General features: G+C 41.8%; 24 protein-coding genes. 19 read left to right on the top strand and 5 right to left on the bottom strand.

The window, feature by feature from the left end; genetic code table 11:
* Window positions 1–22: 22 nt before the first annotated feature.
* From ACP69X_RS09660 to ACP69X_RS09650, 3 genes are read left to right on the top strand one after another with little or no spacing between them, the layout of a single operon-like run.
* Window positions 23–1,642, top strand: coding sequence for a DHA2 family efflux MFS transporter permease subunit (locus ACP69X_RS09660; protein ID WP_041089545.1), 1,620 nt, complete (start codon window positions 23–25; stop codon window positions 1,640–1,642).
* A 17-nt stretch (window positions 1,643–1,659) separates the two neighbouring features.
* Window positions 1,660–2,184: an NAD(P)H-dependent oxidoreductase gene (locus tag ACP69X_RS09655; protein WP_024425322.1), complete on the top strand. Its 525-nt coding sequence runs from the start codon at window positions 1,660–1,662 to the stop codon at window positions 2,182–2,184.
* 13 nt (window positions 2,185–2,197) lie between these two features.
* Window positions 2,198–2,557, top strand: a complete 360-nt coding sequence (locus tag ACP69X_RS09650; protein WP_041089547.1) for a hypothetical protein — start codon at window positions 2,198–2,200, stop codon at window positions 2,555–2,557.
* Between the two features lie 114 nt (window positions 2,558–2,671).
* On the opposite strand, the gene cspB is transcribed toward ACP69X_RS09650, so the two are convergent.
* A complete protein-coding gene (gene cspB / locus ACP69X_RS09645) occupies window positions 2,672–2,872 on the bottom strand; it encodes a cold shock-like protein CspB (protein WP_008349061.1) in 201 nt (66 codons plus the stop codon).
* A 211-nt stretch (window positions 2,873–3,083) separates the two neighbouring features.
* Window positions 3,084–4,175 (bottom strand): GGDEF domain-containing protein, encoded by a 1,092-nt coding sequence (locus tag ACP69X_RS09640; protein ID WP_411242398.1) that lies wholly within the window; start codon window positions 4,173–4,175, stop codon window positions 3,084–3,086.
* A gap of 97 nt (window positions 4,176–4,272) precedes the next feature.
* On the opposite strand from ACP69X_RS09640, the gene ACP69X_RS09635 reads away from it, so the two are divergent.
* On the top strand, window positions 4,273–4,653 hold the full coding sequence (locus ACP69X_RS09635; protein ID WP_041089553.1) for a hypothetical protein: 381 nt from the start codon (window positions 4,273–4,275) through the stop codon (window positions 4,651–4,653).
* A 35-nt stretch (window positions 4,654–4,688) separates the two neighbouring features.
* Here the strand turns inward: ACP69X_RS09635 and ACP69X_RS09630 are convergent, their stop codons facing one another.
* A complete protein-coding gene (locus tag ACP69X_RS09630; protein ID WP_041089555.1) occupies window positions 4,689–5,087 on the bottom strand; it encodes a hypothetical protein in 399 nt (132 codons plus the stop codon).
* Window positions 5,088–5,237: 150 nt separating this feature from the next.
* Here ACP69X_RS09630 and ACP69X_RS09625 point away from each other — a divergent pair, with 150 nt between their 5' ends.
* A complete protein-coding gene (locus tag ACP69X_RS09625; RefSeq protein ID WP_041089557.1) occupies window positions 5,238–5,744 on the top strand; it encodes a YhcN/YlaJ family sporulation lipoprotein in 507 nt (168 codons plus the stop codon).
* Window positions 5,745–5,900: 156 nt separating this feature from the next.
* Window positions 5,901–6,776 (top strand): hypothetical protein, encoded by an 876-nt coding sequence (locus ACP69X_RS09620; protein ID WP_041089919.1) that lies wholly within the window; start codon window positions 5,901–5,903, stop codon window positions 6,774–6,776.
* Between the two features lie 25 nt (window positions 6,777–6,801).
* Here the strand turns inward: ACP69X_RS09620 and ACP69X_RS09615 are convergent, their stop codons facing one another.
* Entirely contained in the window at window positions 6,802–7,446 is a 645-nt protein-coding gene (locus ACP69X_RS09615) for a spore coat protein (protein WP_041089559.1), read from the bottom strand.
* A 144-nt stretch (window positions 7,447–7,590) separates the two neighbouring features.
* On the opposite strand from ACP69X_RS09615, the gene ACP69X_RS09610 reads away from it, so the two are divergent.
* The 3 genes from ACP69X_RS09610 to ACP69X_RS09600 all read left to right on the top strand — a co-directional run bounded on the left by ACP69X_RS09610 (window position 7,591) and on the right by ACP69X_RS09600 (window position 14,574).
* Window positions 7,591–10,971: a CheR family methyltransferase gene (locus ACP69X_RS09610; RefSeq protein WP_269104035.1), complete on the top strand. Its 3,381-nt coding sequence runs from the start codon at window positions 7,591–7,593 to the stop codon at window positions 10,969–10,971.
* An 87-nt stretch (window positions 10,972–11,058) separates the two neighbouring features.
* Complete coding sequence (locus ACP69X_RS09605; protein WP_426052632.1) at window positions 11,059–13,962, top strand: 5'-nucleotidase C-terminal domain-containing protein; 2,904 nt, start codon at window positions 11,059–11,061, stop codon at window positions 13,960–13,962.
* 45 nt (window positions 13,963–14,007) lie between these two features.
* Window positions 14,008–14,574, top strand: a complete 567-nt coding sequence (locus tag ACP69X_RS09600; RefSeq protein WP_041089565.1) for a class D sortase — start codon at window positions 14,008–14,010, stop codon at window positions 14,572–14,574.
* A 37-nt stretch (window positions 14,575–14,611) separates the two neighbouring features.
* Here ACP69X_RS09600 and ACP69X_RS09595 read toward each other — a convergent pair whose 3' ends face one another.
* Entirely contained in the window at window positions 14,612–15,520 is a 909-nt protein-coding gene (locus ACP69X_RS09595) for an RluA family pseudouridine synthase (RefSeq protein ID WP_411242396.1), read from the bottom strand.
* A gap of 109 nt (window positions 15,521–15,629) precedes the next feature.
* Between ACP69X_RS09595 and ACP69X_RS09590 the strand changes: the two genes are divergently transcribed.
* The 10 genes from ACP69X_RS09590 to glpK all read left to right on the top strand — a co-directional run bounded on the left by ACP69X_RS09590 (window position 15,630) and on the right by glpK (window position 26,643).
* Complete coding sequence (locus ACP69X_RS09590; RefSeq protein WP_041089569.1) at window positions 15,630–15,977, top strand: DUF5365 family protein; 348 nt, start codon at window positions 15,630–15,632, stop codon at window positions 15,975–15,977.
* A gap of 309 nt (window positions 15,978–16,286) precedes the next feature.
* The gene (locus tag ACP69X_RS09585) at window positions 16,287–16,952 is read left to right on the top strand and encodes an HAD family hydrolase (protein WP_411242394.1); all 666 of its coding nucleotides are present in this window, start codon (window positions 16,287–16,289) and stop codon (window positions 16,950–16,952) included.
* A gap of 15 nt (window positions 16,953–16,967) precedes the next feature.
* Window positions 16,968–18,506 (top strand): bifunctional GNAT family N-acetyltransferase/carbon-nitrogen hydrolase family protein, encoded by a 1,539-nt coding sequence (locus ACP69X_RS09580; RefSeq protein WP_268429643.1) that lies wholly within the window; start codon window positions 16,968–16,970, stop codon window positions 18,504–18,506.
* 228 nt (window positions 18,507–18,734) lie between these two features.
* Window positions 18,735–19,151: a VOC family protein gene (locus tag ACP69X_RS09575; RefSeq protein WP_024425308.1), complete on the top strand. Its 417-nt coding sequence runs from the start codon at window positions 18,735–18,737 to the stop codon at window positions 19,149–19,151.
* An 85-nt stretch (window positions 19,152–19,236) separates the two neighbouring features.
* Window positions 19,237–20,154 (top strand): AEC family transporter, encoded by a 918-nt coding sequence (locus ACP69X_RS09570; protein ID WP_041089574.1) that lies wholly within the window; start codon window positions 19,237–19,239, stop codon window positions 20,152–20,154.
* Between the two features lie 32 nt (window positions 20,155–20,186).
* Window positions 20,187–21,779: a PucR family transcriptional regulator gene (locus tag ACP69X_RS09565; protein WP_041089576.1), complete on the top strand. Its 1,593-nt coding sequence runs from the start codon at window positions 20,187–20,189 to the stop codon at window positions 21,777–21,779.
* A 255-nt stretch (window positions 21,780–22,034) separates the two neighbouring features.
* On the top strand, window positions 22,035–23,375 hold the full coding sequence (locus ACP69X_RS09560; protein WP_075611085.1) for an aspartate aminotransferase family protein: 1,341 nt from the start codon (window positions 22,035–22,037) through the stop codon (window positions 23,373–23,375).
* A gap of 167 nt (window positions 23,376–23,542) precedes the next feature.
* Entirely contained in the window at window positions 23,543–24,100 is a 558-nt protein-coding gene (locus ACP69X_RS09555) for a glycerol-3-phosphate responsive antiterminator (protein ID WP_024425304.1), read from the top strand.
* Window positions 24,101–24,315: 215 nt separating this feature from the next.
* The gene (locus tag ACP69X_RS09550; protein WP_039177442.1) at window positions 24,316–25,131 is read left to right on the top strand and encodes an MIP/aquaporin family protein; all 816 of its coding nucleotides are present in this window, start codon (window positions 24,316–24,318) and stop codon (window positions 25,129–25,131) included.
* A 15-nt stretch (window positions 25,132–25,146) separates the two neighbouring features.
* Window positions 25,147–26,643, top strand: coding sequence for a glycerol kinase GlpK (gene glpK / locus ACP69X_RS09545; protein ID WP_041089582.1), 1,497 nt, complete (start codon window positions 25,147–25,149; stop codon window positions 26,641–26,643).
* The last annotated feature ends 138 nt before the right edge of the window (window positions 26,644–26,781 follow it).

The following is a 26,781-nucleotide window of genomic DNA, read 5'->3' as shown; positions in this document are numbered from 1 at the left end:
AAATGAAAGGAGGTTGTCTGAGATGGCAAATCAACCTGCAGCGACAAAACAGGGAACAGGCTCCTTGTCTTTACTGATCATTTTAATGGCCGGTTTGTTCGTAGCGATTTTAAACCAAACGCTTTTGAACGTAGCTATGCCCCATTTAATGACAGAATTTAATGTGAGTGCAACGACGATTCAGTGGCTGACAACAGGCTACATGCTTGTCAACGGTGTGCTGATTCCGTTGTCTGCGTTTTTAATCACACGTTTTGGACAGCGCAGCTTATTCCTAGTGGCTATGATCTCGTTTACACTAGGTACATTTATTTGCGGTATTGCGCCAAACTTTTCAACGATGCTCATCGGCCGTTTGATTCAGGCTGTCGGCGGCGGTATCTTACAGCCGCTCGTCATGACAACAATCCTTTTTATTTTCCCTCCGGAAAACAGAGGGAAAGGAATGGGGATTTTTGGTCTTGCGATGATGTTTGCTCCTGCAGTAGGACCAACATTATCGGGTTATATTATTGAACATTATTCTTGGCGTATTATGTTTTATGGACTTGTACCAATCGGTGCGATTGTCATTATCGCGGCTTTCTTTATGTTTAAAAATATTGTAGAGCCTAAAAAAATCAAGCTGGACAGTCTTGGTGCGATTCTTTCAATCGTCGGTTTTGCTTCCCTTCTATACGGAGTGAGTGAGGCAGGAAGTGATGGTTGGACAGATCCGATCGTCTTATCTACGATTATTATTGGTGCGATTGCGATCATTCTCTTTATTTTCCAACAGTTGAAAGCTGATAATCCGATGCTTGATTTCCGCGTATTTAAATACAGCATTTTCTCATTATCAAGTGTCATTAACATTATTATTACGGTTGCCTTATATACGGGGATGTTCTTACTTCCGATTTATCTGCAAAACCTCGTTGGGTTTACGGCATTGCAATCTGGGTTATTAATGCTTCCAGGGGCACTTGCGATGCTCATTATGTCCCCGATTTCAGGAATCTTGTTTGATAAATTTGGACCTCGTCCGCTTGCGATTGTGGGGATGCTCATTACCGTTGTCACGACATATGAGTTTACAAGGCTGACCATTGATACTTCCTATAGTCACATTGTGCTTATGTATGCAGTACGTGCATTTGGTATGTCACTCCTTATGATGCCAGTTATGACAGCGGGGATGAACCAATTACCGCAGCACTTAAACAGCCATGGTACAGCGATGTCTAATACATTAAGACAGATTAGTGGTTCCATCGGTACGAGTTTGATCACAACGATTTATACGAATCGGACGACATTCCATTATTCCAATATGGCGGATCAAACAAATACAGCGGACCCGTTCTTTATGAATTCATTCCAGGCGGCTGTATCGAATGTGATGCATCATATGGGCATGACAGCAGAAGCTGCTCAAAAATATGTATCCACCCAGCTCTTTACGAAAGCACAGGTTGATTCAAACGTGATGGGTATCAATGATGCTTACATGTGGGTGACATTATTCTGTGCGGCTGGTGTCATTCTCAGCTTGTTCCTGCGAGACGTTCGTAAGGATAAAAAGCGAAAAGATCAGCAGCATAAGAAACAAGAAATATCACTGCTTCCAGCACCTAAAGAAGCAAACCAAGATGCAAGATAAGTGTGGAGGGACCGTACATGAAAATTTATGTTGTATACGATAGTGAAGGTGACCATACAAAAGCACTTGCAGAAGCGATTGCAGCAGGCGCAGGTGAAACAGAGCAAGCTGAAGTATTCATTGATCACGTGAAAGATGCGGATATTCGCAAGCTCGATCAAATGGATGCGATCATTTGGGGCTGCCCTGGTCATTTTGGTACCATTAGTTCTGGGTTAAAGACATGGATTGACCGTCTTGGCTACTTATGGGCAGAAGGAAAACTAATCGATAAAGTCGGTGCTGTTTTCTGTACAACTGCTACAACACACGGCGGTTTAGAAATGACAATGCATAATTTGATTACCCCAATGTTCCACCAAGGAATGCTTGTTGTCGGCCTTCCTGGGAATGTTCCTGAGAATGCACTATACGGCTCTTACTATGGAGCTGGTGTGACATGTCCGATCGATTCTGATGAATTGATTTCGACTGAAGGCATTGAACTCGGAAAAGCACTAGGAAGACGTGTAGCATCAGTCACTGCATCATTTAAGCGATAAGGAGAGGGTTCTTTTGGCGACGATTATTGTAGCGTTAGTAGCTGCTGTTCTAGTCATTATTGGATTAGTAGCGTTCAATGTCAGACACGCATCGGCCGATAAGGAAGAGATCAAAGAAGATGTCTCCAATCAGCCTGACGTGCCGCATAGCGAGCCAGAAGCTGTGGCGAGACATGTAGAGCCTGAAGTTGAAAAAAAACCGTCAGAGCCTTCTCAAACAGATGATGCTGCGTCTGGCGACGATTTCTATAGACAGGCGCTTCAAAAGTTTAAACAGCCAGAACCACCTGTCAAAGAAGAAGAACCAGAGACAAAAATGAATGATGATATGTATCGTTCTGCTTTGCAGAAGCTAAAGCAGAAGGAAAAATAAAAAAAGAGAACCTTTCATCAGGTTCTCTTTTTTTATGGCACAAAAAAACCGCCGGCAGAAGCCAAGCGGTTTTCCTTCACTCTATAAAGTGCTAAAAGAGCAGATGCTCTTAAATTACGCTTTGTTAACGTTAGCAGCTTGTGGTCCACGGTTACCTTCAACGATTTCGAAAGAAACTGATTGACCTTCTTCTAAAGTTTTGAAGCCTTCGCCTTGGATAGCAGAGAAGTGAACGAATACATCGTCTTGACCTTCTACTTCGATGAATCCGAAACCTTTTTCAGAGTTGAACCATTTTACTTTACCTTCTAACATGAAATTTCCTCCTAAAGCGATCTTAACGCTTAAATTCACTATTCTTGCTCTTACACAAACTTCAAAGACGAAAACTCTTTCAAAACTTTCTTCTTAAAGATGATACGAACAAAAATAATTACCTTTACTTTACCAGTGTTTGCGGGAAAAAACAACTGTTATACGAAAACTTTTTTAAAAATAATTAGCGCTAACAAATTGAGGAAAATGCCTATGTCAAATGGGCTTTTTTTCTCTCTGAAAAGCTCACTTGATTTCTGCCGGACTCCTTCGCTTTATAGAGCTCCTGATCAGCTATAATCGGTAATTGTTTGATGTCTGCACCAGTTCCATGAGAATAAGCACACCCAATTGATACTGTAGTGTGAATCGACATGCCATTTTTTAAATAAATCGGCTGATCTGCTATTTTTTTTCGTAAGCGTTCTGCAATCTGCCATGTTTTTTCAATTGTACAATTTGGTAGAAGGACAGCGAATTCTTCACCGCCAATTCTACCAATATAATCAGAGCTTCTTGTGTTTTTAATCAGCCTTGTACCGATTTCTTTTAAAACGATATCTCCCTCATGATGCCCATATTGATCATTGATGGTTTTGAAGTAATCGATGTCTAGGTAAATAAGGGACATTTGATGGATAGGTTGCTTCAACTTATTAGTAAAAGCATCACTTAATACCTCATCGAACTTCCGTTTATTTAAAACACCTGTTAAAAAGTCATAATGAGCTTGGAATTTATACAAATTTAACAGCTGATATGCTTTTGTTTGATGCTCAATGACATAAAAATTAAACAACCCAGCAATATATGAGAAAATCCAATAAGCAAAATGCAGTTTAAATGATGTCTGATGCACGATCAAGATAAAAAGGCTTGTGGCCATCACATTACCAATCGTAATGGATAACAGCATTTTCACAACATGATTCATATGACGCTCAGCAATCAAAAACGAAGAGGTTGCGATAAACATCATGGAAAAAATATTGATGGAAGAAGCGATGTTGGCATCAATTAATAATCGGCCAATGATGACAACAAAGGCTGCAATCATTGTTTGGACGATGCCTCCATAAAAGGCCGTTAAAATAAGGGGAATATGTCTTAAATCGACGATCGCTGGTCCTATTTTAATAGAGAAGAACATTAAAAGGACACCTAGTAACCCAGAAAGCATGCCTTTGCATAGCTGTCTGAGCAAGGTATCTTCTTTCTTCAGAAAATTCTCTTTAAACACAAGCATAAATAAATAATGGAAAGTGACAAGAATTGTTAAATTAATAAAGAGGTCTCTTAGCAAAATAGAATCACCTTTTTAAAATTACTAAAATTTGTTGCAAAAGAAAAGGGGAAAAAGGATAATTAATAAAAATTTTAATGATGAGGAATTGAAGAAAATGAGAGGAAAACGCTTTCCAGATCAAACGGACTGGCTTTCTTTTTTTGAAAAAATGCCAGATGCCGGATTTGAAAAAGAAATGCCGATTGAATATCAAGATTTGACGTTTCGGTTCGAGAATCAGGAGGAGCGATTTGTTGTGAACATGTCGCTTGCTATGAAGGAATTTACCTTAAAGGTCGTTCGAAAAAAGACCGAATCCGTTTTAGGCATATATGATTTTAAAACTGTGCAGCATGTAGAGATAAAAAAAGATATGAAGGAAGAAAAGGAGCTTTTGCTGATATTAGAGCATCATGACGACTTCCTCACAACCATCGAAATCATATTTCTACCTTCCTTTTGTCTCATGGTCAAAGAACATTTTTCTGGAGAATAAAACAGGAGCCTCTTTTTATGAAGGCTCCTGTTTTATTATTTGTGTTCAATGTCATTGATGACTTGCTGTATTGATTCATCATCCATCACATTCATCACATTTTCATCAATGTGAAGAGATTGCGCATAAGACTCTCTTGGCTGATGGGTTCTTGATGGTGATTGGTGTTGGTTCGTTTGATTTGGCTGGACAGCGGTGAATGCCTGCTTGATCATTTGTCCAACTTCACCTGTACTTTTTGATGCTTTTTGTGAGTGTGACTCATGGCGAGATGAGTCTTGGTGTTGATGGCTTGTACCTTTCATCATTGAAGACATATTCATTTGTGTCATGCTTTTCAGCCTTCTTCGTAAAACCGGGGAGAATAATGCAATGATGGCTGTGGATACTGCGATCATTGCACCAGTGCTCATACCTTTTCTTTTTTTAAACAAACGAATCCCTCCATTTGATCGTGATGATCCTTCATCATGTTTAGGATGACCAAACCCAGCTGAATTATGAATTCATTTTGCAAAAAAGAGGATGTGTGCATAAAAAGCCGGCTGGATGAAAAACCTATGATCAAAAGGAGGGAATAATTGATGAAGAAGAAATGGATGCTATCTTTACTGCTTGTGCCAACATTAATCACCGCTGGGTGTGGAATGAACAATCAGGGCGATGAGCGAAGAGGAACAATGAAAAGGCAGTATGAAAATGTCACATATAAGAATGACAACATGAGACAGGATCAGCCAGATGTTCAAACACCTCAGAAGGTCAAAGAGGCAGATAAGGCGTCAGAACTTGTAGCCAATATGTCTGAAGTGAAAACAGCGAACGTGCTTGTCACAGGAAAAAATGCATTTGTTGCTGTTGTGCTTGAAGGCAATAAAAGTGGCGATGTGACGGACGATCTGAAAAAGAAAATTTCAGACAAAGTCAAATCAACTGATCAACAAATTGACAACGTGTATGTATCTGCTAATCCAGACTTTGTTGATCGTATGCAAGGGTACGGAAAACGTATTAGAAGCGGAGAGCCAATTTCAGGATTTTTCGATGAATTTACTGAAACGATTAGACGTGTCTTCCCTGAATCAAAATAGCTACGACAAAAGCCGTATGTCATATGCGGCTTTTTTGTTTGAAATCGCACCTCGCGCACCTGACTGCATAAAGTAAAAAATATATCACCTCTTGTTGATCTTTGTTTCTTCATAGAAAGAGAAAGAGGGTGCAGGATGAATTCAGGTGGGGAGCAAATGAAAGCCAAGCCGTCATTGATTCATAAAAAACTTGTAGGTGGAATGATTGCAGCAGGTCTGATTTTTTATGCTTTCTCCGCGTACTTGATTTATGTTGCGTTTCAGCTGACAGGACAATATTTAGAGCAGCAGTCTTCTCCTAAAACGATTATAACGGAGGGACTCAATAAGCAAGTCTATGAACATATTCGAATCTACTATGCAGAGGAAGAGGACGCTTTTGTTGATCTGACAATAGAGGCCATGAAACAGGCAGAGAAGAGGACAGCGTCAGTGTTTCAGTTTGAAGCTGACAGACCTTTAGACGTTATCTATTTTGATGATAAAGAGACGATCGAACAAATGGCTGGAATCAAGCATATTACGGGATTTTACTCTGATCATGATCAAATGATTGGGTTATATCCAGATAAGCGGGAAGCATTATTGAAGAAAGAGACACTGCCTTTATACTTTTTCAATACGTTGTTTATTCATGAGTATGCTCATTTTGTTTTCTATGAAAAGGTCCATTCATATGAAGTGTCTCCAGGCATTTTTCCGCTTTGGTTCCACGAAGGAACAGCAGAATGGACGGCCTATGACGTGTTAAATGCTACTTCTGAAAGGTTCGACGTGATTCCTTTTCAATCTCTTCATTCTGATCAAGACTGGCAGGACTCCCGGGTGACGTATGAGACTGATGTCTATTTACAAAGCTATTATATGATCTATGAGCTGGTGCAGCTTTACGGACGAGATGTCATACATGAGATCATGGAGGAAACTGCGAAAACGGGCCAATTTGCTACCGGCTTTGAACAGGCGACGGGGGAGAGGCTCACAGATTTTGAAGAACAGTTTAAAGTGATGTATCAAAGAAAAAACGGCTGACCAGCAAAGGGGGTCAGCCGTTTTTTTAATGCAGAGGCTTTTGTTGATCGGCCTTGCTAGGAGGCATTTGAACTTGGCCCTGAAGCGGTGCAAAAGCTGAAGTCATGGCTGTCATGTCTTGTTTGGAAAGCTGAGGAACTTGATAGTAGCCATGCTTGTTTTGATACAAGAAAATTTCATAGGCCATTTCGATAAAGTTCGGAATCTGCGCAGCAAGCACACGTCGGACAACAGGGTTTGTTACTTCTAATGCTGACATCGAAAGTAACCCAGCGTGTGATTTGACTAGGCTGAGCATATGTCCTGTGATGCCTAAGTCTTTTACATCCTGTAATGACTGGTTCGGCTTCTTAGGCTGAGAAGGCTTGATTCCGTATGTCACTTGTGTGTGTTCTTTCATCATATAAGTAGCGGTTTCTTCACTAGGCTTTTGTCCGGTAGAAAAACAATCTACAGTGACATTGTACTGGGATAAAACGAATTGATATTGTCGATCCAGGATGTCGGATAATGCAGGATCTTGAATAAACTGCCGCAGGATCATATATTGATCCAAAATATTAATTGTGCCGGCTAAAATTTCATGTAAATCGAATAACTCATGCCCGCCGTGGTTGAGCTCAGGCTGCTGAGCACTTCCTTGAAACATTGGCTGCTGATCGTTTTGCATTGAGATTCCTCCTTCTGTTTATACAATCTGTTTTAATGTGAGGATGTTTTCATGTTTTCATGCAAAAAACATTATTTACAATTAGAGGGTTTTCTTTCTTTTTGTCGAAAAAAAGTATCAGACGAATGAACATGGGGGTACCAGATGCAGGACAAAATCATTAATCGTTTGATAGAAGACGAACATGTGCAGGCACCAGTGATCGGCATCGGTGTTTCGCCGTATGAACAGCATCATCTTGAGGCTTTTTTTCAATCATTACCACATGAATTAAACGCCTCTTTTATTGTTGTGCAAAATCATGTGACAGGCGATTGTATAACAGATTTGGAAGCACTTGTTTTACCGATTGGCTACCGGGCAAAAACGATTAAACATGGTGAGAAAGTCACGAAGAAGACCATCTATTTTTGTCCGCAGCATGCAGCTGTGACGTTAACAGAAGATCATCGGCTTCATGTATCTGAGCAGCTGCCAACAAACAAGGCATGCTCTGTCGACTCGCTTTTTAAGTCACTAGCCAGAGTTCAAAAGGAAGAGGCGTTTGCGATCTTTTTTCAAAAAGGTCATTGTGTAGGGAGTGGATTGCTTCAGTTGGTTGAGCAAGGCGGCACAGCCTTATCGTGCAGTGAGGTAGAGAGTGGTTTTGACAGCATGTATCATCACACATTTAAAAACCCATCCATCCTTGCAGCTTATATGGCCGAAATTATCAATATCCCGCATGCTGATGAGACGGATCCAGCTTTACTAAGAATCATTGAACGTCTTGAAATGTATAAAGGGATTGCCTTTTCAACCTATGAAAAGAAAAGGCTGCTTTCTGTTATTCAAAAACGTATGCGCATTGCAAATCAACCGATGTCATTATTATCAGAGTACGATCGTTTATTAGAAAGAGAACCAGATGAGCTTGATCGCCTGCACGCCCAGCTTTTAAGCGGCACAACTACTTTCTTTAGAGATATGGAGGCTTTTCGAGTTTGTGAACAAAAGATCATACCGTCAATCATTAACCATTCGATGAACAACGGGAAATCTCGATGCCGAATTTGGATTGCGGGATGTTCGACAGGGGAAGAGGCTTATTCTTTTACGATTTTATTTTTAGAAGAAATGAAGCGAAGAGATGTGTCCATTGAACTTCAAGTCTTTGCGACAGATATCAACCGAAAAGCCATTCAAATAGCTAGTAAAGGTCTTTACTCGAGAGAGTCTATGGCAAGCATACCGGAAAAATGGCGGGCGCGATATTTCGAAAAAAAAGGTGACGCTTTTATTGTGAAGCAGTCGCTTAGAAAATATATTGTTTTTGCTCCTCACAATTTATTGATAGATTCACCTTTTATCCACCTCGATTTTATCAGTTGCCGAAATGTTCTGATGTACTTTGAGCCAGAAGTACAAAAACGAGTATTATCCCGATTCCAATATGCTTTAAAAGATCAAGGGGTGTTAATCTTAGGGCCAAATGAAACTGTCCACAATATTCCTCGATTGTTTCAATTGTTTAATGAGAAGTGGAACATTTACACCTATTCAAATGTTCCTGCATCTAGTGTCCCTTGGGTACATGATGCTCGTGATGCCGAGTTAAAAAAGCGAGCTGCACAATATATGCAAGAAGTGAGCGAAGAATATGACGCATGCATGGTGATCAATGATTGTGACAAAATTATTGCGATGTCAAATGGGGCCTATTCTTTCTTAGACCGTACAGAAGTGTCAGATCAATCATGTGAATATGTGACACCTGATTATTTGAAAGAGATGTTGAGTCAAACCTTTCAAAAGGTGTGGACTGACGAGACAGAGGTTGTGTTTCAGCATGTTCTCATTTCGGAAAAAGGAAAAAAGCAGTATGCGGATTTTATTGTAAAGAGTTTTGATCGCCGTTTTAAAGGGGTATACGTCATTCTCATTCGAATGAATGAGAGAGAAAAAAATCAAAAGAACAGCAGGGAAAAAGGGATGCCAGATCAGAATTCAGTCTATCAACAGCGTATTGTCGATTTAGAAAATGAACTCAATGAAGTCAAACAAAAAGAGCAGGAGGCAAGGGCTCAATTAAAAGCGAAAAACACGCAAATAGCGGAGCTTGAGAAAAAACACGAACATTTTATTAATATCATAAACAACTTAAGGGTAACAAGGGAAGAACTGTATAAACCTTCTGTCAAGCCGGAGCTTGCGACGTTGTTTGTGGACCGGGACATGAATATTCGCTATTACACTCCTACAGCTGCCTCTTTATTTACTTCAGCTCAAATAAGGCACCAGCAATCCTTTCAGTCGATGGCTAAGAAGCTTACGAAGGAAACGCTCTATCATGACATACAATCCGTTATCTCGGACAAGCGCGTCATCGAACGAGAAATTGAAACGAATGAAGGAGAACAATTCACTGTTCACATCACACCTATCCTTGACCAAAATCATGAGGGAGCGGTGATGACGTGGATTAAAATGACGGAAATGACAAAAATTAAACAGTCACTCCATCTAGCGGTAACAGCACTGGATAACAGCCATATCCATATTGTTGTTGCAACTGAGGAAGGGGTCATCCAATGCGTGAATCAGCGTTTTTGCCAGTTTGTACAGCAGCATGAATATGATCTGATCGGAAAAGATATCTTTTCTGTCTACCATTCGCTGTGTCAATGTGATGATTTAGAAAAGCAATGGGACGTTTGTTTAAAAGAAGGCAGCTGGACAGGTGAGCTGTACTTTCAGGATTTATCAGGTCGTGAACGATGGGAGAGGGTCTCTTTACATCGAATTGATGATCCTGACAAAATGCAGTCTACCGTGATGCGGATTTCAGAGGACATTACGAATCAAAAGCAGTCAGAGAAGATGCTGATGAAGTCAGAGATGCTGTCCGCGGTTGGTCAGCTTGCAGCCGGCATCGCCCATGAGATAAGGAACCCGCTGACGTCATTAAAGGGATTTTTACAGCTGATGATTCAAAGTAAGAAATATCAGAAGGATTATGCAGATGTGATGATGTCTGAATTTAATCGGCTTGAAGCCATTATTAATGAATTCCTTGTGCTCTCTAGAAGCAAATCGGTGAAATTTGAGCCGGTACAAGTCAATCTTCTGCTCGAAGAAGTGATCATGGTCGTTGAATCACAGGCGGTTTTAAAAGGCGTGTCTATTCAAAAGAATTTGTCTCCGTCGCTGCCAAACATTCAAGGTATACCGAATGAGCTGAAACAAGTTTTCTTAAACATTCTTAAAAACGGTATTGAAGCGATGGATGGTGTGACAGGTGTCATTCAGGTCACATCCGTATTGGAACATAATCAGATGATGCTGATCTTTGAAGACCAAGGAAAGGGCATACCAGAAGACGAAATAGGGAAACTGGGTGAACCTTTTTATACAACGAAAGAAAAAGGGACTGGCCTTGGTTTAATGATGACGATTAAAATCATTGAAAGCCATGGCGGCAGCATTCGTTTTGAAAGCAAAAGCTTTGAGGGGACACGGGTGATTATTACGTTTTCAATGAGCTAGCAGACATAAGATTTACAAGAAATCCATCTACCATCAATATTTACTTAGTACACTATGAGAGATGAAGCTCAGAAGGGGAGATGTTTAATGAAACGTGTTCGATCCATTCGAATGATCTGCTGTTTGATTTTGGTGATCTTTAGTCTGCAATCTTTACTGCCTGGCATGATCACAGCAGAACAAGCCAGTGCGTCTGAAAAGAAGGAAACGGTATGGAACCAAAAGAAGCCAATGAAAATCAAGAAAGCCCGTCAGCTAATCGGAGAGACAGTGACGGTAAGCGGAATTGTGACAGCAGATCAATCTGCTATAGGCAATGGGAAACTGTCAACGTACATTCAAGACAAATCAGCTGGAATCAATATATATTCAGCACAGCCTGACAACTACCCAGAACTAAAAGCGGGCATGAAGGTGACAGTATCGGGGAAGATCACGTCTTATAAAGGACTGATTGAAGTTGTGCCGGATAGAGACCGCCTGAAGATCGATGGTGTGAATCAAACCTTGCCAAAACCGAAGCGAGTCTCCGTGAAACAACTAGAAACGGATCAGGCACGTAAACATGAAGGAAAACTTGTGAAGGTCAAAGGCTATGTTGAATCAAAACCAGAGCAGCCGGCTGGCGGTGGATACAATGTGGTGATCATTGATAAAAAATATCACAGTACCATCCTTAGAGTGATGGTGGATACAAGTGCCATTGATGAAGTGAAGACAGGGAAATGGTATGAGTTTACAGGAGTGTTAAGCAGGTATGATACGCTGCAGGTGCTTCCACGACACAAGGGTGATGTCAGCCTGCTGAAACGCCAGCCAAAGCCGCCAAAAATCAAGAAAGAATACGAGGCAACGGTTGACCGGGTGGTGGATGGAGATACGATTCATTTAAAGAAGCCTGTGCTTGGTACAACAAAGGTGCGCTTTGTGAATATGGACACGCCGGAAACGTACCATAAGCCCAAAAATGAATTAGATCAAAATCAGCTGCGTTTTGGACAGAAGGCGGCGGACTATTTAAACAAACTTCTTTCAAGCGGAGATAAAGTCACATTAAAGATTGGTCCAGAAGCGAAGGACGGCTATGGACGTCTTTTAGCTCAAGTGAAAACCAAAAAAGGGGTTAATACGAATTTAGAGCTTGTGAAAAAAGGATATGCCCCTACGTATTTCATTTGGCCGGTTGGAGATGAAAAGGACTATCAGACGTTCCAAAAAGCTGTCAAAGAGGCGAAAGAAAAAGGGCTGGGCATTTGGAATGAAGCGGATCCGTTGCTGGAACAGCCGTTTGAATTTAGAGCACGTGAACAGAAAAAAGGACTGACACGCTACGTCGGTGATTCATCAGCGAAAACGTACGTATCGCCTGACAGCTGGAAAGAAATCGCTGTAGATAAACGCATCTTTTTTGCTTCAAAAGAAGAAGCAGAACAGGCTGGCTATCAGCCGGCAGAGGAAGCTGGGGAAGTCCCATTAACCATTTTAAGCATGAATGATTTACACGGAAAAATTGATCAACAATACGAATTGGATCTGAAAGGTGATGGCAATAAAGGAACGTACGGACGGATGGATTATGTGGCGGCTTATATGAAACAAAAACAAGCAGCAAACAAAAATACGATCACAGTCCATGCTGGAGATATGATTGGCGGCAGCTCTCCAATTTCTTCTCTTCTGCAAGATGAACCAACAGTTGAACTCATGGAGAACATTGGCTTTGATGTTGGCACGGTCGGCAACCATGAATTTGATGAAGGGGTGGACGAGCTATTACGTATCATAAATGGCGGAGATCATCCTAAAGGCACAAAGGGATATGACGGGCAGAATTTTCCGCTCGTTTGTGCAAACTGTGAATACAAGGATACAGGCAAACCACTTTTACCTGCTTATGAAATCATGGATGTCGAAGGAATCCCTGTAGCATTTATCGGTGTTGTGACAAAATCAGCCGCAGGAATGGTCATGCCAGAAGGAATTAAAGACATTCAGTTTACAGATGAAGTTAAAGCCGTAAATGAAGCCGCGCAGGAATTAAAACAAAAAGGGATCAAAGCCATTGCGGTTTTAGCTCATATGACAGCCTCGCAAAATGGAGATACCATCACTGGAGAGAGTGCGAAGCTTGCCAAAGAAGGCGATGATGAAATTGATGTCATCTTTGCAGGGCATAATCACGAAGTCGTAAACGGAGAGGTCAATGGGAAATTAATTGTTCAAGCCTTTGAATATGGGAAGGCCATTGGCGAAGTTAATGTAACACTTGACCGCAAAACGAAGGATATTGTCAAAAAGAGTGCAAATATTCAGTATGTAGACCAGTCTGGTATTGAAAAGGACAAGGAAGCAGCCAGCATCTTGACTCATTACGGGAAAGAAGTTGAGCCGATTATTAGTGAGGTAGTTGGAGAAGCTGGTGTCAAAATGGAAGGCGGCTATTCAAATGATGGAGACACACCGCTCGGTAATTTGATTGCTGATGGTATGAGATATTCTATGAAAAGTGATTTTGCCATGATGAATGGCGGCGGGATCAGGCAAAGCCTTGAAAAAGGACCGATTACGTGGGGAGATTTGTTTAATATTCAGCCTTTCGGCAACGTTTTAGTTAAACTTGAGATTAAGGGGAAAGATTTGGCTGAGATCATTGAAGCGCAAATTTCTCCTCAATTTGGACCAGATTATAGCATTTCGGGCTTTTCATATTCCTATGATCCGGTAACATATAAAGTAGTCGATTTAAAGCTGCCAGATGGTTCAGCCGTTGCGCTCGATCAAACATATACACTCACGGTGAATAACTTTATGGCAACTGCAACTGGCAGTAAATATGAACCGATAGGAAGGCTGGGGAAAAATCCTGAAACAGGTCCAGAGGATTTAGAAGCCACTGTCGCTTTTGTGAAGAGCTTTGAAGGAGCTTCCATTGTGTATCAAAAAGAGGGACGCATTCAAAAAGCAAAACAAGAAGAAAAAGCAGCAAGCTAATGACCATATCATCTAGAGAAATGTAACAGGTAAAGGAGTTTAAGCATGAAAAAGTGGCTTGCACTTACTGTGATGACAGCAGGAATTGTCTTGCTCGGCTGGGGAATTTGGCAAATCGCCTCTACGCACCTTCAAACAGCACAATCATTAGAAGATGCAAAGAAAGCGGTAGCGGACGATCAAGGGATGTCAAAGAAGCAGTTTTCTCCTGATGTGGGGAAAGCCTCTGGCATCCTGACGATTCCGAAATTAAAAGCAGACCTACCCATTGTCGAAGGGACAGATGCGGATGATCTTGCCAAAGGAGTCGGGCATTACAAAGGCAGTTATTACCCAGATCAGAAGGGACAAATCGTCCTATCTGGCCATCGTGACACGGTGTTTCGCCGAACAGGTGAACTGAATATTGGGGATCAGCTGAAAATCACTGTGCCGTATGGTGAGTTTGTTTATGAAATCACACATACGAAAATCGTGGATCAGCATGATACATCCATTATTACTTTGCAAAATAAAAAGGAAGAGCTGGTGTTAACGACATGCTATCCATTTCATTTTGTCGGCAATGCACCAGAGCGGTACATTATTTATGCAAAAAGAGCATCTGTCTAAAGAAAAAGAGCCTGCATTTGATCAGCAGGCTCTTTTTTTAATGGATGATCTCGTCCATAAACTGGGACATATCTAGAGGAAGCGGTGCTTCTATGCTCAGGTGCTCACCTGTAAAAGGATGTGTCATGTCTACTTGTTTGGCGTGGAGAGCGCATCTGTTGATATGATGACGAGCTCCGCCATAAAGTGTATCTCCGGCTAAAGGGTGCCCAAGACTGCTAAGATGGACTCGAATTTGATGTGTTCTTCCGGTCTCAAGTTGCAGCTTGACGGCTGTCATTTGCAGACGTTTATTGCTGTCCATGACCTGAAAGTGAGTGACAGCACTTTGACCAGTAGGAGAGATTCTTCGTCTGACGGCATGATGCTTGTCACGGCCAATCGCTGCATCAATAGTGCCTTTCTTTTTCTTGAAAAGTCCTTCTGCGATGGCGATGTAGGTTCGGCTGATCGTTTTTTTAGAAAGCATTTGATCAAGCACAGCATGAGCTAACCTGTGTTTAGCAAAAATGACCGTGCCGCTTGTGTCTTGATCGAGTCTGTGAATATGTCTCACTCGCTTTTCCTCACCATTTGCTTGAAAATGAAAGGCCACAAGGTTAGCCAGTGTGCCCGTTTGTTCCTTTTCATTCGGGTGCGTCGGTCGTCCAGCGGGTTTTTGCACAATCAATAAGTGCTCGTCCTCAAAGAGCACCTCTAATTCACCATATTCTGGCGTCACATCACTTTCTTCCGTTTCAAATAAATCGATCAGTATGTGATCACCTGTACTGACTTTTGCCGCGTGATGGGCAGGCTTTTGATTTAAACGTACTTTTTGATGCTCCATCCAAAAATGGATAATCGGTTTTGAGGCCGACACAGCTGTTTTTAAAAACTGACTCAGTGAAGAATCTTGATGCTGCTCACCTACTTTTAGCGAGAGCGTGTGTCCTTGAATGTTCATGATATCCGTTCCTCTCTTTGGGTATATATAGGAAACACTTACCTTGGCGAACGCCTTTTTTTCTGTGCTATTCTGAATGGAGAAATAACGACAGAGAGGTAGATGTCACGTGAGAATAATGAAAGCTGCAACAGACCTGCAAGAGCAGGCAATTGAAGAAATATCAAAGGATGTTGAAGATCTTCTATCCCATGCTGTCGGTGAAGACCCAGCTGCGCGTCAAAAAGAACGCCCGCTAACCTTTGTTGAAGGGGTTTATAACGGAACGATGGACGATGCTTTTCGTATTTTATCGGGACTTCAACTATTACATACCATTATTGTAAAACCTAAACGCCATATTACAAAGTGTGATCGTGAGCTATTCGAGCGAAACCGTGAGCAGGTCAATGCATGCGGCTTTTCTTTTCCGTTTGATTTAGACGATTTTGCCAGCCGACGCCTTCAAAATGCGTAAAAGTTGGTGTGAACTTCCTTGTTAACTTACAAGGCTGCCGCACATACTATTTTTAAGGGAACGGAGAAACCTTTAGATCTGTAATACCAAACCCGCTCTTTTTCAACATTGCCTATTTCTCCACGAATCGGAGCGCTTGGACCTCTTGCAGAATGAACCGAACACGGGTAGGAGCCTGACAAAATGGTACAGGCTCCTTTTATACATAATTATTTTAGCAGACATTCATCTTTGAAAGTCAATTTTATTCACGATATGATAGCAGTGAGTATCATATTAAAGACTTTCGTAAAAAAAGGAGTGGCCTCGTTGGTAAAGGCGATTATATTTGATTTTGACGGATTAATTTTAGATACAGAAACACATGAATATGAAGTTTTACAAGAAATGTTTGCGGAGCATGAGTCAGAGCTGCCTCTTTCCGTATGGGGCAACGTCATCGGGACGCAGGCAGGCTTTAAGCCGTTTGAATACTTGGAAAAGCAGCTAGGAAAGACGCTCGATCATGGGGCACTCACAGCGGACCGGCGTTCTCGTTTTCAAAAGAGAATGAAGGATGAATCAGCACGACCTGGCGTAGAAGCTTATTTACAGGCAGCAAAAGAGCTTGGAATCAAGATTGGACTTGCTTCCAGCTCAGACTATAAATGGGTGTCTGATCACCTGAAGCAAATTGGTCTTTTTGATTACTTTGAATGTATCCGCACGTCAGATGATGTGGAAGAAGTCAAACCTCATCCAGAGCTTTATTTGCAAACCGCAAGCTGCTTAGGTGTAGAGCCAAAGGATTGTGTGGCTTTTGAGGATTCAGTGAATGGATCAGTGGCTGCCAAACGGGCAGGCATGAAATGCGTCATCGTCCCAAACAAAGTGACGAGCACGCTGCAATTTGAAGAATATGATGTCAGATTAGAATCCATGGCTGAAATCGAATTGCTCCAGCTATTCCATCAGCTTGAAAAAGAGGATCAGTAAGGGGGCAAAAACATCATGGCAGAAAAACTCGATTTAACGCGGTTTGAAAAAAGAATGGTGATCCGTAATATCCGGGAAGAAGATATTGATCGAATCATCGCCTTGCAGGAGGTATGCTTTCCGGGAATGGACCCATGGAAACGAGAGCACCTTGAAAGTCATCTTGAGCATTTCCCAGAAGGTCAGTTTTGTGCTGAATTTGAGGGAGAAATCATTGGCTCATGTTCAAGTTTATTAATTAACTTTGATGAATACGATGACCGTCATACTTGGCAGGACATCACAGATGATGGGTACATCACAAACCATAATCCAGATGGGATGAATATGTACGGAATTGAGGTTATGGTTAGTCCTGAGTACCGCCGCATGAAAATTGGCCATCGTTTATATGAAGCAAGAAAAGACTTAGCGAGAAGATTAAATTTGAAAAGTATCATTATTGGAGGACGCATCCCGAATTATCATAAATACCAAGAGGAAATGACGCCTCGTCAATATGTGGAGCAGGTCATGCTTCACCAAATTTATGATCCTGTTTTATCTTTTCAGCTGTTAAATGAATTCAGTCTCATGCGGATTAATCCGAATTATTTGCCGGATGATAAGGCATCCAGCACATATGCGACGTTAATGGAATGGAACAACGTCGATTATCGTCCGCAATCGAAAAGATATTATAAATCGGCATTCCCAGTTCGTATTTGCGTCATTCAATATGCGATGAAACAAATTCATTCCTTCGAGGAATTCATGAATCAGGTTGAGTATTATGTGGATGTCGCATCAGATGCGTCAGCTGACTTTGCCGTATTCCCAGAAATTTTTACAACGCAGCTCATGTCTTATTTAGAGGAGCGTTCCCCAAGTCTTGCAGTGCAGCGCATCACGGAATATACCGAGGACTACATTAATTTGTTCACAGAACTTTCTGTGAAGTACAACATTAATATCATTGGTGGATCCCATTTCGTTGAAGAGGAAGGGAAAATCTACAATATCGCTTATTTATTTAGACGTGATGGAACGATTGAAAAGCAATATAAGCTCCATATCACACCGAATGAAAGAAAATGGTGGGGGATTTCAGCAGGTGATCAGGTTCGGGTATTTGATACGGACTGTGGTAAAATTGCGATCCAAATTTGCTACGATATTGAATTTCCTGAGTTGGCTCGGATTGCAGCTGATAAAGGAGCAAAAATTATTTTTACTCCGTTCTGTACAGAAGACCGTCAAGGCTATTTAAGAGTGCGTTATTGTGCACAGGCTAGAGCGGTTGAAAATCAGATTTATACCGTCATCTCAGGAACTGTCGGAAACCTACCGCAAACCGAAAATATGGATGTCCAATATGCACAATCAGCGATTTTTGCTCCATCTGACTTTGAATTTGCAAGAGATGGGATTGTAGGAGAGTGTAATCCGAATATAGAAATGGTTGTCGTGGGCGATGTCGATTTAGAAATTTTAAGAAGACAGCGGCAAGATGGAACGGTACGTCAACTCAAAGACCGAAGAAGAGATGTGTACCATATTGAATATAAGAAATAATGAAAGGAAGCGCCTATCACAAGGCGCTTCTTTTTGATTACTTTTTTTTAAGAGACATAGTAGCTGGACGAGCTAAGGCATTCACTGCCACCTGTTCAAAATTCATCATAATTTATTAAAAAATATTCCAAATAAGGCAGGGGGCTTATTTTTTCTTGTGATAAAGGGATGCCGGAGCAAAATCCGAATATACTGAAAGGAGATCATGTGTTCAAAAAGGAGAGGAAAATGGGGCGACAAGCTAAACATTTGTATATCAATTTACCGGTAAAGCATGTCAAGGAATCAAAGGCTTTTTTTGAGCAGCTGGGTTTTGACTTTCAAGAGCAGCTGACGAATGATCAGGCAGCTTGTTTGGTCATTGGTGACACCATCACGGTCATGCTGTTAACCCATAAGCATTTTCAAACCATTTCAGAGAAACAATTGGTGGATGCAAGGCAGGGATCAGAGGTCATTGTCTCTATGCGAGTTGATTCACGAAAAGAGGTTGATGAGCTGGTGGAGCAGGCGATGGCAGCAGGCGGCTCACCGTTTAAGGAAAAGCAGGATCATGGGTTCATGTATGGCTGGAGCTTTCAGGATCTTGATGGTCATTTGTGGGAAGTGTTCTATTTGGATGAGGAGAGAAGCGGCCTTTCATAAGGGTGCTTCTTTTTTATTGTTTAACAGTGGTATGATAATGAGGAAGCAAAAAATAGAAATTCTTCTAGAGAAAAGTAGGTGCAGCATGGAGTTTTTACTTGTCTTACTGCCAGTGTTCGGTATCTTTCTTATCGGGTATATTGGGCAGAAGGCCATTGGTTTTGACATACATACGCTCTCATCAATGTCTTTATATTTAATGTCACCATTTCTTGCGTTTGAAACCTTCTATCAAAACAAAGTGTCGATGGACTATGTGTACCTATCTATTTTTGTCGTCGGACTTTGTCTTTCACTTGTTTTATGTGTCTTTATTTTATCTCGTATCTATGGTTATTCGAAGGAAATGTATTGTGCCATGATACTGTCGTCAGCATTTATGAACAATGGGAATTACGGCACGCCTGTTGTCCTGCTTGTCTTCGGAGCAGCTGGTTTAGATATTGCCATCGTTTTAATGGTGCTGCAGCAGCTTGTCATGAGTACGATCGGTATGTATTATGCAGCAAAGGGCGGAGAGGATGCAGGGGATGGAAAGGTCGTGCTGAAAAAAGTGCTGCGTATGCCGGTTGCATATGGGGCACTCCTCGGTCTATTATTTCAGCTGATTGATCTTTCATTACCTAAAGAGGTGATGACGGGTGTCCAGCTTGTGGGAGATGCCGCCATACCGACGATTATGCTTATTTTAGGTATGCAGCTTGCTGTCATTTCTTTTAAGCAGGTGGATTATCGCAATATATCTTATGCTGTATTGCTGAAGCTGTTTATCTCACCACTCATCGCATTTGGCTTTACACTCATTTTACCGGTAGATGATCTAGTGAAACAAATTATGATCTTAGTTGCAGCTATGCCGACAGCAGCAAATACTACGCTGATGGCAGTACAATTTCGAACGAAGCCTGAGTTTGTCTCAAGCGCGACATTTCTCAGTACCGTTTTAAGTATCGTGACTTTACCTGTTTTATTATGGATTTTATCTATGCACCCTCTGGGATAGGGGATGGGCGGCAAATAAAGGGGGACATATCAATGAATGTAGATGTTCATTTTCAAGTGAGTGATGTGTTGAAAACAAAGTATTTTGCCCATGCGAAAGTGTTAGCAGGAGAAAAGGGATTGTTTCGGCAGGTCAAATGGGTCCATGTGTTAGAAGTAGCTGCTGTAGAAGATTTGTTAAATGGGGGAGAGCTCATACTAACAACAGCTGCAGGCTTTCATGATCAATTGGATGTGTTTCAAGCATTTTTAAAACAGCTGATCGATTCTGGTGCGGCAGGCTTGTGTATTGAATTTGTACCGCTCAGATTCGATGTGCCGGAAGAACTGATTGCGTATGCAGAAGAAAGAGATTTTCCGCTGATTCTGTTTACAAAAGAAGTGAAATTCGTCAACATCACACAGCATCTCCATACGATGATGATTGAACGCCAGTATCAAATGATGGCTGATTTAGAAGCACTATCATCAAAGCTGAATGAGCTTTTGCTGACTCCCCATCCGCAGATGGATATTTTGGATCAAGTGTATCAGCACGTAAGGGGCATTCTTTTACTCATTCCTGTTCAGGGGGAGCCGATTATTTTATGTGATTCCTCTAAACAAACCGAAGAGCTGGTCATGAATTATTTACAGTTTGCTTCCTTGCCAAAAGGATACGAAGTGACCCAAAAACAAGTGCTTGCACTCAAGCAGACATTTGCAGACCTTGTGCTCATTCATCAAACGAACGCGCTCTCAGAATTCGAACTGCTCGTAATGGATAAAGGGGCAAATGCTCTTGCCCAGCAAACGCTAAGAGAACTTTATACAGAAGAATTGAAGAAGACAAAAGAGAACGAATGGCTGCAAAAATGGTTCCAAGAAGAGCATACAGAAAGAGATATATTAGAGCATCTTGAAGAAACAGAAGGATTGAAAAAACCAACCGGCTGTGTCGTGATGCTCTTTCAAAAGCATCATCAAATCGAAGAAATCGCAGGAAATCTTTATTTTCTCGTATCGTGCCGCTCCATCTTTCAGCGTGCGGGTTTCCATTTGATTCCGTATGAGCATCAAGGACAAACCTTGTTTATTTTATTGAACACGAGAAAAAAGGAGGACTGGAAAGAGCGTGCAGAGAAGGCTGCAAGCGACATTAAACAATTGTATGATCGGGAGCAGCCACGCGGAACCGTGATCAATTTTGGCATCGGTCCATATTGTGAGCAATTTCAGCATATGAGAAAAAGCTTTCAAGCAGCCAAAGAGATGCTGCATTTAAAGAAAGTGATGCCCCAGCGGGTGGAAAGCCCATTTTATCAAGATTTGCATATGCTCCGTCTCATGCCTGTCATGCAGGAAAGCGGACTGCTTGAATGTATGGTGAAAGAGTATTTGGAGCCTGTGCTTTTATATGATAAGCAAAATAGCGGAAGACTCTATCAAACGCTGAATATCTTTTTACAGACAAACGGTTCTAAAAAGGAAACTGCAAGCCAGCTCTTTATTGTCAGGCAGACCCTTTATCATAGACTAGATAAACTGCATGCATTGCTTGGCGAGGATATGATGCAGGCGCCGAAACGACAGGCGCTTGAATTTGCGATTCTTGCATATGAATTCCTGCAAGGAAATCGACGTTAACGAGATTTGTTAGATTTGCTAAGGCACCCGAGTAGAATGTCTTATCGTTCTTTTCAATCAGTTGACGATCTGTCTAATGTAATCAGCCCGGCCCCTTTTTTATAATGAAAGTAACGGTTGGTTCTCTCTTACAGGCGGCCTAGTCTCAGTTTCATATGCCTCACTTTTCATCCATATAATGAATGGAGAGGCAATGTGCTGCAGAACCGGTCTAAGCTTCTTTAGTGATGAAAACGGATACATGGGGGCGGGAAGATGAAAATACATGAACAGGCTCAAAATCTTCAGGCGAAAGATGATCAGTTGATCTGGCATCATATGAAAGGGACAAACAAGGAAAATGAAAGCATGGTTATTCACGAGGCAGAAGGCGCATGGGTGACAGATATTCATGGGAATCGCTATTTAGACGGTATGTCAGGTCTTTGGTGTGTAAATGCCGGTTATGGCAGAAAAGAGCTTGCAGAAGCGGCATATAAGCAGCTAAATACAATGCCTTACTATCCGCTGACGCAAAGCCATGTGCCAGCGATTCAATTGGCTGAAAAGCTAAATGAATGGCTTGGAGGGGACTATGTCATCTTCTTTTCTAACAGCGGTTCTGAAGCCAATGAAGCCGCATTTAAGATTGCCAAACAATATCATGCGCAAAAAGGAGAGAACGCAAGAACAAAGTTCATCTCCAGATATCGGTCGTATCACGGCAATACAGCAGCTGCCCTTGCCGCAACGGGGCAGGCGCAGCGTAAATATAAATATGAACCATTAGGTCAAGGTTTTATCCATGTCGCACCGCCTGATATGTATCGTCATCCTGAGGATCAAGAAAATTTGGCAAGTGCAGCGGCAATCGATCAAGCCATGACGTGGGAACTAAGTGAGACCATTGCTGGAGTTATTATGGAGCCGATCATTACAGGCGGCGGTATCTTGATGCCTCCAAAAGGGTATTTGAAGAAGGTCAAAGACATCTGTGAGGCTCATGGAGCGCTTCTCATTGTGGATGAAGTCATCTGCGGCTTTGGCCGTACAGGGAAGCGGTTTGGTTTTATGCATGAAGATGTAAAGCCGGACATCATCACAATGGCAAAAGGGATCACAAGCGGCTATTTACCTCTTTCTGCAACGTGCGTGAAACGAGAAATCTATGAAGCCTATGCAGGGGAAGATACGTATGACAGGCTGCGCCATGTGAATACATTTGGCGGTCACCCTGCTTCCTGTGCGGTTGCCCTTGCGAACCTAGAGATCATGGAAAACGAGAAATTAGTAGAACGGTCTGACACGCTTGGGCAAGACATGCTTGAACGTTTGCAAGAGTTAAAAGAGCATCCATTTGTCGGTGATGTCAGAGGAAAAGGCCTGCTGTTTGGAATTGAGCTTGTCCAGGATCAACAGTCCAAAAAACCAGCTGATCAACAGGTTGTCGGTCAATTGATTGCAGAATGTAAAAAACGCGGACTGATCATCGGGAAAAATGGTGATACGGTTGCCGGCTATAATAACGTGGCCCAGCTTGCACCGCCGCTAAATATAACAGACGAAGACGCCTCATTTATTATAAACACGCTTAAAGAAAGTATGGCACAGTTATAGCAGAGAGATTTCTCTGCTTTTTTCTATGGAAAAAGCACATACATAGATCCATTCAGATGCTGCTAAGTAAAATCGACATTGGATACACTAGGTGTATTGAAAAATAGAAGAGATTCTATTACTGTTAGGAGAAGACTGAACCAATACACTTTAGAAGGAGACGGCATATGAGTTTTCATGATCAACCCATTCTACCTGCTGTTCGCAATATGAAGCAATTTGAGGAATTTTTAAAAAGTCCATTTACATATGGGGTCTTACTTGATGTCCATTTAGGCCGGCTAAAGGGCATCATGAATGAGGCAAATGCCCATCATAAAAAAATGTTTGTCCATGTCGATCTCATTCACGGGATCAAACATGATGAGTATGGAACGGAATTTATTTGTCAGGAAATGAAGCCGGCAGGAATTATTTCTACTAGGTCTTCTGTCATAGTAAAAGCCAAACAAAAGAAGGTATATGCCATTCAGCGAATGTTTTTACTTGATACAAGTGCTATGGAAAAAAGCATGGAGTTCGTAGGAAAGCATCGCCCAGATTTTATTGAAGTATTGCCAGGGGTGGTACCGGATTTAATTACAGAAGTGCGCGAGCGAGCTGGGATTCCAATATTTGCAGGCGGATTTATCCGTACAAAAGAAGATGTAGAAAGAGCGCTTGAAGCAGGTGCTACAGCTGTGACAACATCGAATACAGCCCTTTGGAAAGCGTTCCAAAAGTGAAAAAGATAAAATGTGAAAATTGATTGACAACGTTTTCATTCTCTGATACTATAGCACTAAGTTAATATCATGTGATGGAGAAACGGAGATCCACAACAGCGCTTTACTAGGTGACAAATGACCCTGATGTAAAGTATGTTTGTTGTGGATCTTTTTTCTTTATCTTTTTTTAAACATTCATAGGGGATGGCAACTGAACCAGAGGAGGAATTTTCATGACACCATTTTGGGGTGAAGTCGTAGGGACAATGCTGCTTATTATTTTTGGAGGCGGTGTTTGTGCGGCAGTCAATTTAAAGAAATCGCTTGCATATCAGTCCGGCTGGATTGTAATCGCTTTCGGATGGGGATTTGCAGTAGCTATAGCAGCTTATGCAACAGGTGGAATCAGCGGAGCACATTTGAATCCAGCACTAACAATCGGGCTTGCGCTAGAAGGAAGTTTTCCTTGGGCTGATGTACCAATGTATATTGCCGGTCAAATGCTTGGCGCATTATTAGGAGCTATTATTGTCTTTTTACATTACTTACCGCACTGGAAAGCAACAGACGATCCAGGTGCAAAGCTGGGTGTATTCTCAACTGGTCCTGCGATTCCGCATACTTTTGCAAACGTACTTAGTGAAGTCATCGGTACATTTGTATTGGTTCTAGGAATCTTAGCGATTGGTGCAAATAAATTCGCAGACGGAATCAATCCGCTGATTGTTGGTTTCTTAATTGTCGCAATTGGTCTTTCATTAGGCGGAACAACTGGTTATGCAATCAACCCTGCACGTGATTTAGGTCCGAGAATTGCACATGCGATTCTGCCGATTCCAGGTAAAGGTCCATCCAATTGGAAGTATGCGTGGGTGCCAGTCGTTGGTCCAATTTTAGGCGGCGCATTTGGCGGTGTTTTCTACAATGCAGCCTTTAAAGCGAACATCACTCCAGCCTTTTGGATTGTAAGCGTTATTTTAGTTGTGGTATTGTTAGGACTCTATGTCTCTACGAAAAATCAAACAAATGCTGTAAATGAAAGTATGTAAGGGGAGGAAAACACCATGGCAAAAGAAAAATATATTCTCGCTTTAGATCAAGGGACAACAAGCTCAAGAGCGATCTTATTTGATCAAGAAGGCAAAATTGCACATACAGCTCAGAAGGAATTTAATCAATATTTTCCGAACCCAGGCTGGGTAGAACATAACGCAAATGAAATTTGGAGCTCTGTTCTATCCGTCATTTCAACTGCTTTAATTGAATCAGGCATTGAAGCAGATCAAATCGCCGGTATCGGCATTACGAACCAGCGTGAGACAGCTGTTGTTTGGGATAAACATACAGGCGCACCTGTTTATAATGCAATTGTTTGGCAGTCTAGACAAACGTCAGGCATTTGTGAAGAGTTAAAAGCGCAAGGACACAATGAAACGTTTAGAAATAAAACAGGTCTTCTCATTGATGCTTATTTCTCAGGGACAAAAGTAAAATGGATTTTAGACAATGTAGAAGGTGCTCGTGAGAAAGCAGAAAATGGCGACTTGCTGTTTGGCACAATTGATACATGGCTCATTTGGAAGATGACAGGCGGTCAATCACACGTCACAGATTACTCCAACGCGTCAAGAACGTTAATGTTCAACATTTACGATCTGAAATGGGATGAAGAATTACTGGATATCCTTGGCGTACCTGCTTCTATGCTTCCGGAGGTAAAACCATCTTCACACATCTATGGTGAAACAACAGACTATCACTTCTTCGGCAGAAATATCCCGATTGCAGGAGCGGCGGGAGACCAGCAGTCTGCACTATTCGGTCAGGCTTGCTTTGAAGAAGGAATGGCGAAGAACACGTATGGTACAGGATGTTTCATGTTGATGAATACAGGGGAAAAAGCAATTAAGTCGGATCATGGTTTATTAACGACGATTGCATGGGGCATTGACGGTAAAGTTGAATATGCTTTAGAAGGAAGTATTTTCGTAGCTGGTTCAGCGATTCAGTGGCTGCGCGATGGACTGAGAATGTTTAAAGACTCAAAAGACAGCGAAGCCTATGCGGAGCGCGTTGAGTCAACAGACGGCGTATATGTCGTTCCAGCATTCGTTGGTCTAGGCACACCATACTGGGACAGTGATGTCAGAGGCGCTGTATTTGGATTAACACGCGGTACTTCTAAAGAGCACTTTGTCCGTGCAACGTTAGAATCACTTGCTTATCAAACAAAGGATGTTTTAGATGCGATGGAAAAGGATTCAAACATCTCATTAAAAACTTTGCGTGTAGATGGCGGAGCTGTAAAGAATGATTTCTTAATGGGCTTCCAAAGTGATTTGCTGGATGTACCTGTAGAGCGTCCAGAAATTAATGAAACGACGGCACTCGGTGCGGCCTATCTTGCGGGAATAGCAGTTGGCTTCTGGAACGACCGTTCAGACATTGCAAAACAATGGAACCTTGACAAGCGCTTTGACCCTAAAATGGAAGAGGACAGCCGTGACTCGTTATACAGCGGGTGGAAAAAGGCTGTAAAAGCAGCTCAAGCTTTCAAATAAACCAAAAGTATGGTATACTTCAAGTAAGTTAATAGAACGGTTGGAGAACTGGAGAGACCGCAGGCACCGAAGTGTAGAAATACGCTTTGGGTGTTTGCGGTCTCTTTTTCTTTACCGTACAACATGGGAGGAACAAGA

The sequence above is a fragment of the Bacillus sp. DC4300-2b2 genome (assembly GCF_049895685.1).
Classification (GTDB): Bacteria; Bacillota; Bacilli; order Bacillales; family Bacillaceae; genus Bacillus; species Bacillus safensis.
Note: the sequence above shows the minus strand (reverse complement) of the source record. Positions and strands in the feature narration are given on the sequence as shown.